Here is a 12358-nt window from a genome sequence, read left to right on the forward strand (position 1 = left end):
ATCAATCATATTGCATTGCACAAACAATTTATCTGATCGGAAATGATTGACACTGCGCGTTTTGGGTGCCTAGATGCTGAGGCAGGGAGGAACCATGCACGAAAAAGAGCGCCACAGGATCATTCTGTCCGCCGTCCAGGAAAAGCCTGTGGTGACGGTGCAGGAGATGGTCGACCTGACGGACTCGTCCGAGGCGACGATCCGGCGTGACATCGCCGCATTGCATGTGCAAAAGCGCCTGCGCCGCGTGCGTGGCGGCGCCGAAGCGATCACCCCACCGCAGTTCATCGGCCTTGCCGGCCGGCCCTTTTCGGTCAACGAGACGATCAACGCTTCGCAGAAGCGAGCGATCGCGCGGGATGCGGTGGAACTCTGCAAGGACGGCGAGCCGATCATCATCAATGGCGGCACCACCACCTTCCAGATGGTGCATTTCCTGACCGGCCGCCGCATGCCGATCTTCACCAATTCCTTCCCGATCGCCGAGCACCTGCTCAAGCATTCCAAGAACACGGTGATGCTGTCGGGCGGCACCATCTACCGCGAGCAGAACATCATCCTGTCGCCCTTCGACAATGACGTGACGCGCAATTTCTATGCCCGCCGCATGTTCATGGGCGCGCAAGGGCTCGGGCCGTTGGGCCTGATGGAAGGCGATCCGCTGCTGATTCAGGCCGAGCAGAAACTGATCGATCAGGCCGACGAGCTGGTGGTGCTGATCGATTCGTCGAAGTTCCGCAAACGCTCGAGCCTGATCCTGTGCGGGCTGTCGCGCATCGCCACCGTCATCACTGACGACGGCATCGAGGATCGCGAGGCCAAGATGCTGGAAGCCGCTGGAGTGGCCCTGATCGTCGCCCGCACAGCGCTAGGCGATAAGGAAGAATCTTCGCTGCAGGCCTGAGGCTCGCAGCGGCGATGGAATGCAACGCTCAAGGGAGGATTTTCGATGAGCTTTCTGAAGAAATTGATGGTTACGGCGGCGATCTCCGCCGCCATGTTCGTGAATGCCGCCTATGCCGAGAACGTCAAGATCGCCCTGGTGGTGAAGTCACTCGGCAACGGCTTCTTCGATGCCGCCAACAAGGGCGCCGAAGAGGCGGCCAAGGAACTCGGCGGCGTCGACATCATCTACACCGGCCCGACCAAGGCGACCGCCGAAGCGCAGATCGAAGTGATCAATTCGCTGATCGCCCAGAAGGTCAACGCCATCGCGATTTCGGCCAATGACGCCGACGCGCTGGTTCCAGCGCTGAAGAAGGCGATGGATCGCGGCATCACCGTCATCTCATGGGATTCGGGTGTCGCCCCGGAAGGCCGCCAGCTTCACCTGAACCCGTCCGACACCAACCTGATCGGCGAGACCATCATCAAGCTTGCCGCCGACTATCTGCCGGAAGGCGGCGATGTCGCCATCCTGTCGGCTTCGTCCACCGCGACCAACCAGAACGCCTGGATCGACGCGGCCAAGAAGGTGCTGCCGGAGAAATTCCCCAAGATCAACCTCGTCGCCACCGTCTATGGCGACGACGACTCGGCCAAGAGCACGGACGAGGCCAAGGGCCTGCTAAAATCCTATCCGAACCTCAAGGCGATCATCGCCCCGACCACGGTCGGCGTCGTTGCCGCCGCCCAGGTGGTGACCGACGAGAACCTGATCGGCAAGGTCAACGTCACCGGCCTGGCGCTGCCGTCGGAGTTCAAGAAGTTCATCGACAACGGCGCCAGCCAGGCGGTTGCGCTGTGGAATCCGATCGATCTCGGTTATTCGGCAGTCTACCTCGCCCATGACCTGGCGGTGAAGAAGGAAGAAGCCAAGCCGGGTGCGACGCTGTCGATCGGCCGCGTCGGCAAGGTCACGCTCGACGACACCAATTCGGCTGCAATGGCTCCGCCCTTCAAGTTCGACAAGTCGAACATCGAAGAATTCTCCAAGATCTATTGATCCTGGAGCCTTCAACCTTGCGCGGCGGGGCTCAGGCCCCGCCGCGCCTTCAAACGAACCTTGCTTCAGGGCTTGATACGACTATGGACACGACAGCCCAACTCAACCCGACGATCGAGCAGCCTTTGGCTCCGGCTCCGCGCCTGACGCTGTCCGGGATCTCGAAGAGTTTTCCCGGCGTGCGCGCGCTGCATGATGTCAGCCTGTCGCTCTATCCCGGCCAGGTAACCGCGCTGATCGGCGAAAACGGCGCCGGCAAGTCGACGCTGGTCAAGATCATGACCGGCATCTATCAGCCTGACACTGGCACCATCAGCATCGACGGCCAGGCCGTCACCTTGCCCAGCGCCCATGCCGCCTTCGGGCACGGCATCACCGCCATCCACCAGGAAACCGTGTTGTTCGACGACCTGACGGTGGCCGAGAACATCTTTCTCGGCCACGCGCCGCGCACCCGCTTCGGCACCATCGACTGGCGCACCATGCGCAAAAACGCTCGCGAGGTGCTGGACACGATGCGTGCCGGGCACATCGACGCCGATGCGCGGCTGAAGGACCTCGGCATCGCCAACAAGCATCTCGTCGCCGTCGCCCGCGCCATGTCTATCGACGCGCAGATCGTCATCATGGACGAGCCGACCGCAGCGCTTTCGCTGAAGGAGATCGAAGAGCTGTTTTTGCTGATCGAGTTCCTGAAAAGCGAGGGCAAGGCGATCCTGTTCATCAGCCACAAGTTCGACGAGATCTACCGCATTGCCGACCGCTATACGGTGTTCCGCGACGGCGAGATGGTTGGCGAAGGCCTGATCAAGGACGCCGGCCAGAGCCAGATCGTGCGCATGATGGTCGGCCGCGCCGTCGATCATATCTTTCCGCAGCGCAGGGCCGAGATCGGCGCGCCGGTGCTCACCGTCTCCGGCCTGTCGCATCCGACCGAGTTCGACGACATCGGCTTCGAGCTGCATAGAGGCGAAATCCTCGGCTTCTACGGCCTTGTCGGCGCCGGCCGCAGCGAAGTGATGCAGGCGATATCAGGCATCACCCGCACCAGCAGCGGCACGATCACGCTGGAAGGCAAGACAATCGTGCCGAAATCTGCGGCGGATTCGATCGATGCCGGCATCGTCTATGTGCCGGAAGAGCGCGGCAAGCAGGGCGTGGTGATCGGCCTGCCGATCTTCCAGAATATTTCGCTGCCCTCGCTCAAGCGCACATCCAAATCGGGCGTGCTACAGCTCGCGGAAGAGTTCGCGCTGGCCCGCTCCTATACCGAGCGGCTCGATTTGCGCGCCTCCTCGCTCAGCCAGGATGTCGGCACGCTGTCGGGTGGCAACCAGCAGAAGATCGTGATCGCCAAATGGCTGGCGACGGCGCCTAAGGTGATCATCCTCGACGAACCGACGAAAGGCATCGACATTGGCTCGAAAGCCGCCGTGCACGGCTTCATGGCTGAGCTCGTCACGCAAGGCCTGTCGGTCATCATGGTGTCGTCCGAACTGCCCGAGATTCTCGGCATGTCCGACCGCGTCGTCGTCATGCGCGAGGGCCGTATCGCCTCGGTCTACGACAATAAGGGGCTCGACGCCGAAACGCTGGTCAAGACGGCAGCGGGGATCGCGGCATGAAGGCTCTTCTCAAATACCGCGAAGTCTGGTTGCTCGCGGCAATCGTCGTGCTGATCGGGCTGATCTCGATGCGCTTTCCGGGCTTTGCCGCCCTCGGAAATCTGCGCCAGGTGTTCAACGACACCTCGATCCTGATGATCCTCGCGCTGGGACAGATGGTGGTGATCCTGACCCGCTCGATCGACCTGTCGATGGCGTCGAACCTGTGCTTCACCGGAATGGTGGTAGCGATGCTGAACGCAGCGCATCCGGCAATCCCGATCCCGCTGCTGATCGTCATCGCACTACTGGTCGGACTGGTGCTCGGCGCGATCAACGGCTTGCTTGTCTGGCGGCTGAATATCCCGTCGATCGTAGTGACGCTCGGCACGCTCACCATCTACCGCGGCGCCACCTTCGTCATTTCGGGCGGCGCCTGGGTCAATGCCGATCAGATGAGCCCTGATTTCATCGGCCTGCAGCGCGCTGCTTTCCTCGGCATTCCGGTCCTGTCGTGGATCGCCATACTGGTCATCGCACTGTTCTTCCTCTTGATGACGCGCACCGCGCTCGGCCGCTCGATCTACGCCATCGGCGTCAACCCGACCGCATCGGTCTATGCCGGCATCGATGTCGGCCGCACCAAATTCATCGTCTTCTGCATTTCGGGGATGATCGGCGGTCTCTGCGGCTATCTCTGGATCTCGCGCTACGTCATCGCCTCGGTCGAGGTCGCCAACGGCTACGAGCTCAACATCATCGCCGCCTGCGTCATCGGCGGTATCTCGATCGCCGGCGGCATCGGCTCGGTCGGCGGCGCGGTGCTCGGTGCGCTGTTCCTCGGCATCATCTCCAACGCGCTGCCGGTCATCAACATCTCACCCTTCTGGCAGATGGCGATTTCGGGCAGCGCCATCATCCTGGCAGTGGTGCTCAACGCGCGCGGCGAACGCCGGCAAGGCCGCATCATCCTCAAAAAGGCGGAAGCGGCATGACCGACACCCCTGCCCCACGCCACATTCCCGACCGGCTCGACAAGCCATTCAACGCGGCGATCTTCTCGTGGGAGGCGCTGCTGGTGGCGGTGGCGGTCGCCATCTTCGCCGTCAACAGCTTCGCCTCGCCCTATTTCCTCGACGCGTGGTCGCTGTCGGACTTGACCTTCAACTTCACCGAAAAGGCGCTGATCGCGCTCGCCATGGCGCTGCTGATCATTTCCGGCGAGATTGACCTGTCGGTCGCCGCCATCATTGCATTGGCGTCGACGATGATGGGCATGGCGGTGCAGGCCGGCGCCGGCACGCCGGTGCTGGTGGCGATCGGTATCCTGGTCGGGCTCGGCTGCGGCGCCTTCAACGGGCTGCTCGTCACCAGGCTGGGATTGCCGTCGATCGTCATCACCATCGGCACGATGAGCCTGTTTCGCGGCATCGCCTTCATCGTCCTCGGCGACCAGGCCTATAAGGGCTATCCCTCGAGCTTCGCCTTCTTCGGTCAGGGCTATGTCTGGTGGGTGGTGTCGTTCGAATTGGCGTTCTTCCTCGTCGCGGCCGTCATCTATTGGTTCCTGCTGCACCGGACGAGTTTCGGCCGCCGCGTCTTCGCCATCGGCAACAATCCGGTCGCGGCACAGTTTTCCGGCGTGCGCGTCGGCCGCATCAAATTCATCCTGTTCTGCCTGACCGGCCTGATGGCGGGCATCGCCTCGGTGCTGATCACCTCGCGCCTCGGCTCGACCCGACCGTCGATCGCGCAAGGCTACGAATTGGAAGTCATCACCATGGTAGTGCTCGGCGGCGTCAGCATTCTGGGCGGCGCCGGCAGCATAGTGGGCGTGGTGCTGGCCGCCTTCATCATGGGGCTGGTTACCTTCGGCCTCGGCCTGCTCAATGTGCCTGGCATCGTCATGTCGATCTTCATCGGCCTGCTGCTGATCATCGTCATCGCGCTGCCGATCGTCTGGCGGCGCGTGCGGCGGGAGCGCTTCAGCTGATGGCCGAGAAATACGCGTTCAAGATGAAGCTCAATCCCGGCATGAAGGCCGAATACAAAAGACGCCACGACGACATCTGGCCGTCGCTGATCACGCTGCTCAAGCAGGCCGGCGTTTCCGATTATTCGATCCATCTCGACGAAGAGACCAACATTTTGTTCGGCGTGCTGTGGCGCCGCGACGGCCACGGCATGGACGAATTGCCGAAACACCCGGTGATGCAGCGCTGGTGGGTCGAAATGGCCGACATCATGGAAACCAAGCCTGATAACGAGCCGGTGGCAGTGCCGCTGGAAACAATGTTCCATATGGAATGACCCGCCACGTCGCCGTCATCGACATCGGCAAGACCAATGCCAAGGTGGCGCTGGTCGATCTCGCCGATATGCGCGAAGTCGCGCTGCGCCGGATGGCCAACGCACCCGTTGCCGACGGTCCCTACCCGCACCACGATGTCGAGCTGCTGTGGTCGTTCATCCTCGACAGCCTCGCCGGGATCAATCGCGAACGGCGCATCGACGCGATATCGATCACCACCCATGGCGCGACGGGCGTACTGGTCGACGCTGCCGGCAAACTGGCACTGCCGGTGCTCGACTATGAATTCGCCGGACCCGACGCTCTTGCCGGGGACTACGCCGCGATCCGTCCGGCTTTCGCCGAGACGGGCACGCCGCGCCTGCCGGTCGGCCTCAATCTCGGCGCACAGTTCTTCTGGCAGCAGAGGAACTTCCCGGCGGAGTTCGCAAAAGCCGCCGCGATGCTGATGTATCCGCAATATTGGGCGTTGCGCCTGACCGGTGTCGCTGCCAACGAAGTGACCTCGCTCGGCTGTCACACCGATCTGTGGAACCCGTGGAGAGCGGAGTTTTCGTCGCTGGTCGACAAGATGCAATGGCGCCGGCTGATGGCGCCGGTGCGGCCGGCGAAGGATCGCCTTGGCCCGATCCTGCCCGCCCTTGCCACGCGAACCGGGCTCGACCCGCAGACGCCGGTGTTTTGCGGCCTGCACGATTCCAACGCCTCGCTGCTGCCGCATATTCTGTCCGACAAGCCGCCTTTCTCCGTCGTCTCAACCGGCACCTGGGTGGTATCGATGGCGGTCGGTGGCAGGAAGGTCGAACTCGACCCGACGCGCGACACGCTGGTCAACGTCAATGCGCTCGGTGATCCAGTTCCCTCGGCGCGCTTCATGGGCGGCCGTGAGTTTTCGCTGCTGACGGAGGGCCAATCGGAAGACTGGACCGAAGACGATGTCGAGGCGGTGTTCGCCAGAGCGGTCCTGCTGCTGCCGGCCACACAACAGGGCTCGGGGCCGTTCCCGCACCACGTTGCCACATGGCTCAACGCCGACGCCATCCGCAACGGCCAGCGCTTTGCCGCCGTCTCTTTCTATCTGGCGCTGATGACCGCGACCTGCCTCGATCTGATCGGCGCCGACGGCCCTGCTATCGTCGAGGGTCCATTCGCCCGCAACCGGCTTTTCACGCGCATGCTTGCTGCAGCGACAGGGCGCCCCGTCATTGCGTCCGAGGCAGCAACCGGAACCAGCATCGGCGCAGCCTTGCTGGCGTCGGACCAAAGAATGGTCCAAGGCAAAGGCGAACGGATCGAACCGCCGGCCGATCCAGCCTGGGCGAACTATGCCCGCTCGTGGCATGCGGCGGTCGACGCGCAGGGCCGAAAACAGACATGATGCGGACAGGGCGCCGCGCTCACTAGCCCTTGTAGGCCAGCCCTTGCGGATCGATCTCCGGCTTTCGGCCGGCGACCAGATCGGCGAGGAATTTTCCCGAGCCGCAGGCCATGGTCCAGCCGACATGGCCATGACCGGTGTCGAGATAGAGATTGTGGTAGCGGGCCCGGCCGATGACCGGCACCGAGTTCGGCATCATTGGCCGCAGACCGGCCCAAAGTTCGGCCTTCTTCTCGTCGAAGGCGCCCGGGAAAAGCTCCTTGCCGGTCCTGAACATGGCGGCGAAATCGCTCGGTTTGTGGCTGCGGTCGAAGCCGGTGAACTCGGCGGTTGAAGCAAGCCTCAGCCGGTTGCCGAGCCTGGAATAGGCGATGAGCTGATCCTCGTCGGCGCCGCCCAGGGTCGGCCCCTTGCTCTCGTCCTCCAGCGGGATCGTCGCGGTGTAGCCCTTTACTGGATAGACCGGAAGATCGATGCCGTAGCGGCGGCCGAGCAAGCCGCTTTCCGGCCCCATCGAGATGACCACGGCGTCGCCGGCGACCGGGCCGGCCGAGGTCATCACCGCGCGCACCCGATCGCCTTCGATGTCGAGGCCTTCGACTGATGTGCCGTAGAGAAATTGGACGTCGAGTTTCTCGGCGGCATAGGCAGCGAGGTTTTGGGTGAATTGGCTGGAATCGCCGGTCTGGTCGATCGGCGAATAGACGCCGCCGGCTATTCTGTCCTTGGCCCCGGCAAGGCCCGGCTCGAGCTCGACCAGCCGGTCGCGGCCGACGATCTCGATCGGCAGGCCGTGTTCGGCGAGATAGCGATAATTGTCGGTGCCGCTGTCAAAACTCTGCTGCGAGCGGAAGAAATAGAGGATGCCCTTCTTGCGCTCATCATAGTGGATGCCGGTGTCGGCGGAGATGGCGTTGATGCAGTCGCGCGAATAAAGCGCCAAGCGGAGCTTGACCTGGCTGTTTGCGCGCAGCCGTGCCTGCGTGCACTGCCTGAGGAAGCGCAGGCTCCAGGCGAGAAAATAGGGATCGAAGCGCAGCCGCACCTTGATGCCGAGATCATGGTTGTAAAGCGCGCGCAGGAATGTTTTCAGCGCGGCGGGCGAAGCCCAGGCGGTGGCGTCGCCTGGCGACACCAGCCCGGCATTCGATCGACTGGTGCCGCGCGCCGCCGCCGGATGGCGCTCGATCACGGTTACCTCGTGGCCGTCGCTGGCCAGGTAATAGGCAGCGGCCGTGCCGACGACGCCAGCGCCAAGGACCAATATCTTCATGCCGCCCCCAAAGGACCGAATACGGCCGAAACGCTCTCAGCTCCGCGCCGAATTCTTGCCGGTCAGGATGCGCTCCCAGGCGAGCGCGTCGGCGACAATCTGGTCGAGATCGTCGCGCTGCGGCGTCCAGCCGAGTTCGCGGCGCGCCAGCTCCGAATTGGCAACCACCGCCGCGGCGTCGCCCGGACGACGCTCGCCCATCCGCACCTCGAAATCGTGGCCAAAGACGCGGCGAACGCTGTCGATCACCTCGAGCACCGAATAGCCGTGGCTATAGCCGCAATTGGCGACAAGGCTGGTCCCGCCGGCGCGCAGCCGCTCGAGCGCCAGCCGGTGTGCTGCCGCCAGATCGCTGACATGGATGTAATCGCGCATGCAGGTGCCGTCGGGTGTCGGATAATCGGTGCCGAACACCTGCATGAACGGTCGCTTGCCGAGCGCCGTCTCGGCGGCGACCTTGATCAGATGCGTGGCGCCCGGCGTCGACTGGCCGGTGCGGCCTTTCGGATCGGCGCCGGCGACGTTGAAATAGCGCAGCGCCGTATAGCGCAAGCCGTAGGCAATTGCGGCGTCGCGCAGCATCCATTCGCTCATCAGCTTGGACAGGCCGTAGGGGGATTCCGGTGCAAGGCGGGCATCCTCGCGCACCGGTTCCAGCCCGGCGCCGCCATAGACGGCGGCGGTCGAGGAAAAGATGAAATTGGGCACGCCTTCGCGCACCGCGGTCTCGATCAGCGTGCGGGTCTTGCAGGTGTTGTTCTCGTAATAGCCGAGCGGATCGGCGACCGATTCGGGAACCACGATGGAGCCGGCGAAATGGATGATCGCATCGACCTTGTTGTCACGGATGATCGAGCCGACCAGCTCCTTGTCGGCGACATCGCCGACGACGAGCTTTGCCTCGGGCGCAACCGCCCATTCGAAACCGGTCGAAAGCCGGTCGAGGACGACGACGCTCTCGCCCGCGTCCAGCAGCTCCCAGACCATATGGCTGCCGATATAGCCGGCACCGCCTGTCACCAAAACCGTCATCCCATGTCCTCGCTGCTCAAGATTTGTCGGGAACTGTCTCAACACCCGCCTTACTGGAAAGACTGCCGCTAGGCCATTAGTACATGCCCATCAGTATCTGTGGTAACCGGTCTCATCGGCGCGTGGCATAGTCTTGAAACAAAATTCATGCACATCAAGGGAATAGGCCATGATCCGCGCTCGTTAGGAACAGGCCTTGGGCGTGGCATTTTGACCAAAAAGGCCAGGTGGACGTCGAATAGAGCAATGATTATGATCCCTCGCAAAAATTGGAAAGCCGATATGAATTACCAGCGGTTCTTCGAAGATGCGATCGACCAACTCCATGCCGAGCGTCGCTACCGCATCTTCGCCGACCTCGAGCGCATCGTAGGAAAATTCCCCCGTGCCATCTGGCGAGCCAACGGCCGCGCCCAGGAAATCACCGTCTGGTGCTCCAACGACTATCTTGGCATGGGCCAGCATCCAGATGTCATCACCGCAATGCAGAACGCTGCCGGCAAGATGGGATCTGGCGCCGGCGGCACCCGCAATATCTCCGGCACCAGCAACCCGCTGGTCGAACTCGAACTGGAACTGGCCGACCTGCACGACAAGGAAGCCGCACTGGTCTTCACCTCCGGTTTCGTCTCCAACGAAGCCTCGATCTCGACCATTGCGCGGCTCCTGCCCAATTGCCTGATCGTCTCGGACGAACTCAACCACGCCTCGATGATCGAAGGCGTGCGGCGTTCCGGCGCCGAGAAGAAGATCTTCCGCCACAACGACGTCGCGCATCTCGAAAGCCTGCTGCAGGCGGCGGGCCGCGAGCGCGCCAAACTGATCGTCTTCGAGAGCGTCTATTCGATGGATGGCGACATCGCGCCGATCAAGCAGATCGTCGATCTCGCCGAGCGCTATAATGCCATGACCTATATCGACGAGGTCCATGCCGTCGGCATGTACGGACCGCGCGGCGGCGGCATCACCGAGCGCGAAGGGCTGGCCGACCGTATCGACATCATCGAAGGCACGCTGGCCAAGGCATTCGGCACGCTCGGCGGCTATATCACCGGCACAAGTGCCGTGATCGATGCCGTGCGCTCCTATGCGCCGGGCTTCATCTTCACCACGGCGCTGCCGCCGGCCATCGCCGCCGCGGCGACCACGTCGATCCGCCATCTGAAGCGCTCGCAGGCCGAGCGCGACGCGCAGCAGCGCCAGGCGACACGGACCAAGGAGATACTTGGTGCCGCCGGCTTGCCGGTGATGGAGTCCGCTACCCACATCGTGCCGCTGCTGGTCGGCGATCCCGAGCTCTGCAAGATGGCCAGCGACCGCCTGCTCGGCGTCCACGGCATCTACATCCAGCCGATCAACTACCCGACCGTGCCGCGCGGCACGGAGCGACTGCGCATCACGCCGACGCCGTTCCATTCGGATCAGTTGATCGCGCAACTTCAGGACGCGCTGGTCGAGACCTGGGATGCTTTGGGCATTCCTTACGGCTCGGCGGGCGGGCCTTCAGTAGCCGAGAGCGACCGCGTCATTCCGTTGCTGGTGCCGAAGTCCGGCGGCTGAGGTCGCCTCAGGCTCCGGCGCCCTCAAGCAGTCTTCATCCACTTCGCCAGCCGGTGCGCCGCTTCCTCGAGTTGGTCGAGGCGGCGGTGGAAGCACAGCCTGAGGAAGGCCTCGCCGCCGGGACCGAAGGCGGTTCCGGGTGCCAGGCCGACATTGGCGCGATCGATCATGTCGAAGGCGGTGGCGCGTGAATCAGTGATGCCGTCGACCGCGAAGAACAGATAGAACGCTCCCTGCGGGACGGTAAAGCGTGCCCTGCCGGTCGCAGCCAGGATGCCGCAGACCAGGTCGCGCGCAGCCCTTGCCCGCTCCACCTGCTCAGCGATGAAGACGTCGCCTTCATCGAGCGCGACGACGGCGCCGCGCTGCATGAACTGGGCGACGCCTGAGGTCGAATACTGGACCAGGTTCTCGAACACCTGCTGCAGCGAAGGATGGATCTTGATCCAGCCGACGCGCCAGCCGGTCATCGCCCAGTTCTTGGAAAAACTGTTGACGAACAGGATACGATCCTCGTCGGCCATGATGTCGATGAAGGAAGGCGCGCGACTGTCGCCGTAGTGGAACAGCGAATAGATCTCGTCGGCGATGATCCACAGGCCCCTTTCGCGGGCAAGGTCGAGGATCGCCTGCAGCGTCTCCCTGTCGGCAGTCCAGCCGGTCGGGTTGGACGGCGTGTTGACGAACAGCGCCTTTGTCCTTGGCGTGATCGCCGCCTCGATCTTGCCGACGTCGCAGGACCAGCCATTGCCGGACTGGTCGAGCGTGACCGCGACCGGGATGGCGCCCGCCAGGCTGGCGGCAGCGGCGAAGTTCGGCCAGGCCGGCGACAGGTAGACGACCTCGTCGCCCTTCCCAGCGACGGCGTCGAGCGCCAGCTGGATGGCATGCATGCCCGAACCGGTGACAATGAATTCTTCCTCGGCGAAGCTCCTGCCGAAATGCCTGATGTAATAGCGGGCGAGCGCCTGCCTCAGCTCGGGGATGCCCCTCTGCCAGGTATAAAAGGTCTCGCCGCCGGCCAGCGCCCGGGCAGCGGCATCGGTGATGAAGGCGGGCGTCGGCAGGTCGCCCTCGCCGGCCCAAAGCGGGATCATGCCGTCGCGGTCGCGGCCGCGATTCATGACGGCGACAATGCCGCTTTCCGGCGCGGCCCGAGCCTCGGCGCGCAAATTCTCGATCAAGGTCATGATAGATCCGTTTTCGTCTTCCGGACTGCTAGCGTGTTTTGCGGCAGGCGAAAACAGAAAACCCG

At 63.2% G+C, this 12358-nt stretch carries 11 protein-coding genes; 8 read left to right on the forward strand and 3 right to left on the reverse strand.

Annotated features, from left to right (window positions below; genetic code table 11):
- The first annotated feature begins 94 nt into the window (after nucleotides 1-94).
- The 7 genes from ABID19_RS06305 to ABID19_RS06335 all read left to right on the forward strand — a co-directional run bounded on the left by ABID19_RS06305 (nucleotide 95) and on the right by ABID19_RS06335 (nucleotide 7238).
- A complete protein-coding gene (locus ABID19_RS06305; RefSeq protein ID WP_354488903.1) occupies nucleotides 95-904 on the forward strand; it encodes a DeoR/GlpR family DNA-binding transcription regulator in 810 nt (269 codons plus the stop codon).
- Between the two features lie 45 nt (nucleotides 905-949).
- The gene (rhaS, locus tag ABID19_RS06310) at nucleotides 950-1945 is read left to right on the forward strand and encodes a rhamnose ABC transporter substrate-binding protein (protein ID WP_352936966.1); all 996 of its coding nucleotides are present in this window, start codon (nucleotides 950-952) and stop codon (nucleotides 1943-1945) included.
- An 83-nt stretch (nucleotides 1946-2028) separates the two neighbouring features.
- Entirely contained in the window at nucleotides 2029-3570 is a 1542-nt protein-coding gene (locus tag ABID19_RS06315; RefSeq protein ID WP_354488906.1) for a sugar ABC transporter ATP-binding protein, read from the forward strand.
- Nucleotides 3567-4544 carry an ABC transporter permease gene (locus ABID19_RS06320; RefSeq protein ID WP_354488908.1) on the forward strand — a complete coding sequence of 326 codons (978 nt, stop codon included), beginning with the start codon at nucleotides 3567-3569 and terminating at the stop codon, nucleotides 4542-4544. Before ABID19_RS06315 ends, ABID19_RS06320 begins: the two co-directional genes overlap by 4 nt.
- Entirely contained in the window at nucleotides 4541-5542 is a 1002-nt protein-coding gene (locus ABID19_RS06325) for an ABC transporter permease (RefSeq protein ID WP_354488910.1), read from the forward strand. Before ABID19_RS06320 ends, ABID19_RS06325 begins: the two co-directional genes overlap by 4 nt.
- Nucleotides 5542-5859: an L-rhamnose mutarotase gene (rhaM, locus tag ABID19_RS06330; RefSeq protein WP_354488912.1), complete on the forward strand. Its 318-nt coding sequence runs from the start codon at nucleotides 5542-5544 to the stop codon at nucleotides 5857-5859. The genes ABID19_RS06325 and rhaM overlap by 1 nt, the downstream gene beginning before the upstream one ends.
- The gene (locus ABID19_RS06335) at nucleotides 5856-7238 is read left to right on the forward strand and encodes an FGGY-family carbohydrate kinase (RefSeq protein WP_354488914.1); all 1383 of its coding nucleotides are present in this window, start codon (nucleotides 5856-5858) and stop codon (nucleotides 7236-7238) included. Before rhaM ends, ABID19_RS06335 begins: the two co-directional genes overlap by 4 nt.
- A gap of 22 nt (nucleotides 7239-7260) precedes the next feature.
- Here the strand turns inward: ABID19_RS06335 and ABID19_RS06340 are convergent, their stop codons facing one another.
- Together ABID19_RS06340 and galE are read right to left on the reverse strand one after the other, a co-directional pair.
- On the reverse strand, nucleotides 7261-8511 hold the full coding sequence (locus ABID19_RS06340) for a D-amino acid dehydrogenase (protein WP_354488916.1): 1251 nt from the start codon (nucleotides 8509-8511) through the stop codon (nucleotides 7261-7263).
- A 36-nt stretch (nucleotides 8512-8547) separates the two neighbouring features.
- Entirely contained in the window at nucleotides 8548-9543 is a 996-nt protein-coding gene (gene galE / locus ABID19_RS06345) for a UDP-glucose 4-epimerase GalE (protein WP_354488918.1), read from the reverse strand.
- A 282-nt stretch (nucleotides 9544-9825) separates the two neighbouring features.
- Here galE and hemA point away from each other — a divergent pair, with 282 nt between their 5' ends.
- Nucleotides 9826-11103 (forward strand): 5-aminolevulinate synthase, encoded by a 1278-nt coding sequence (hemA, locus tag ABID19_RS06350; protein ID WP_354488920.1) that lies wholly within the window; start codon nucleotides 9826-9828, stop codon nucleotides 11101-11103.
- A 23-nt stretch (nucleotides 11104-11126) separates the two neighbouring features.
- Here hemA and ABID19_RS06355 read toward each other — a convergent pair whose 3' ends face one another.
- Nucleotides 11127-12293, reverse strand: a complete 1167-nt coding sequence (locus ABID19_RS06355) for a pyridoxal phosphate-dependent aminotransferase (RefSeq protein ID WP_354488922.1) — start codon at nucleotides 12291-12293, stop codon at nucleotides 11127-11129.
- Nucleotides 12294-12358 lie beyond the last annotated feature (65 nt).

This window comes from Mesorhizobium robiniae, assembly GCF_040545535.1.
Classification (GTDB): Bacteria; Pseudomonadota; Alphaproteobacteria; order Rhizobiales; family Rhizobiaceae; genus Mesorhizobium; species Mesorhizobium robiniae.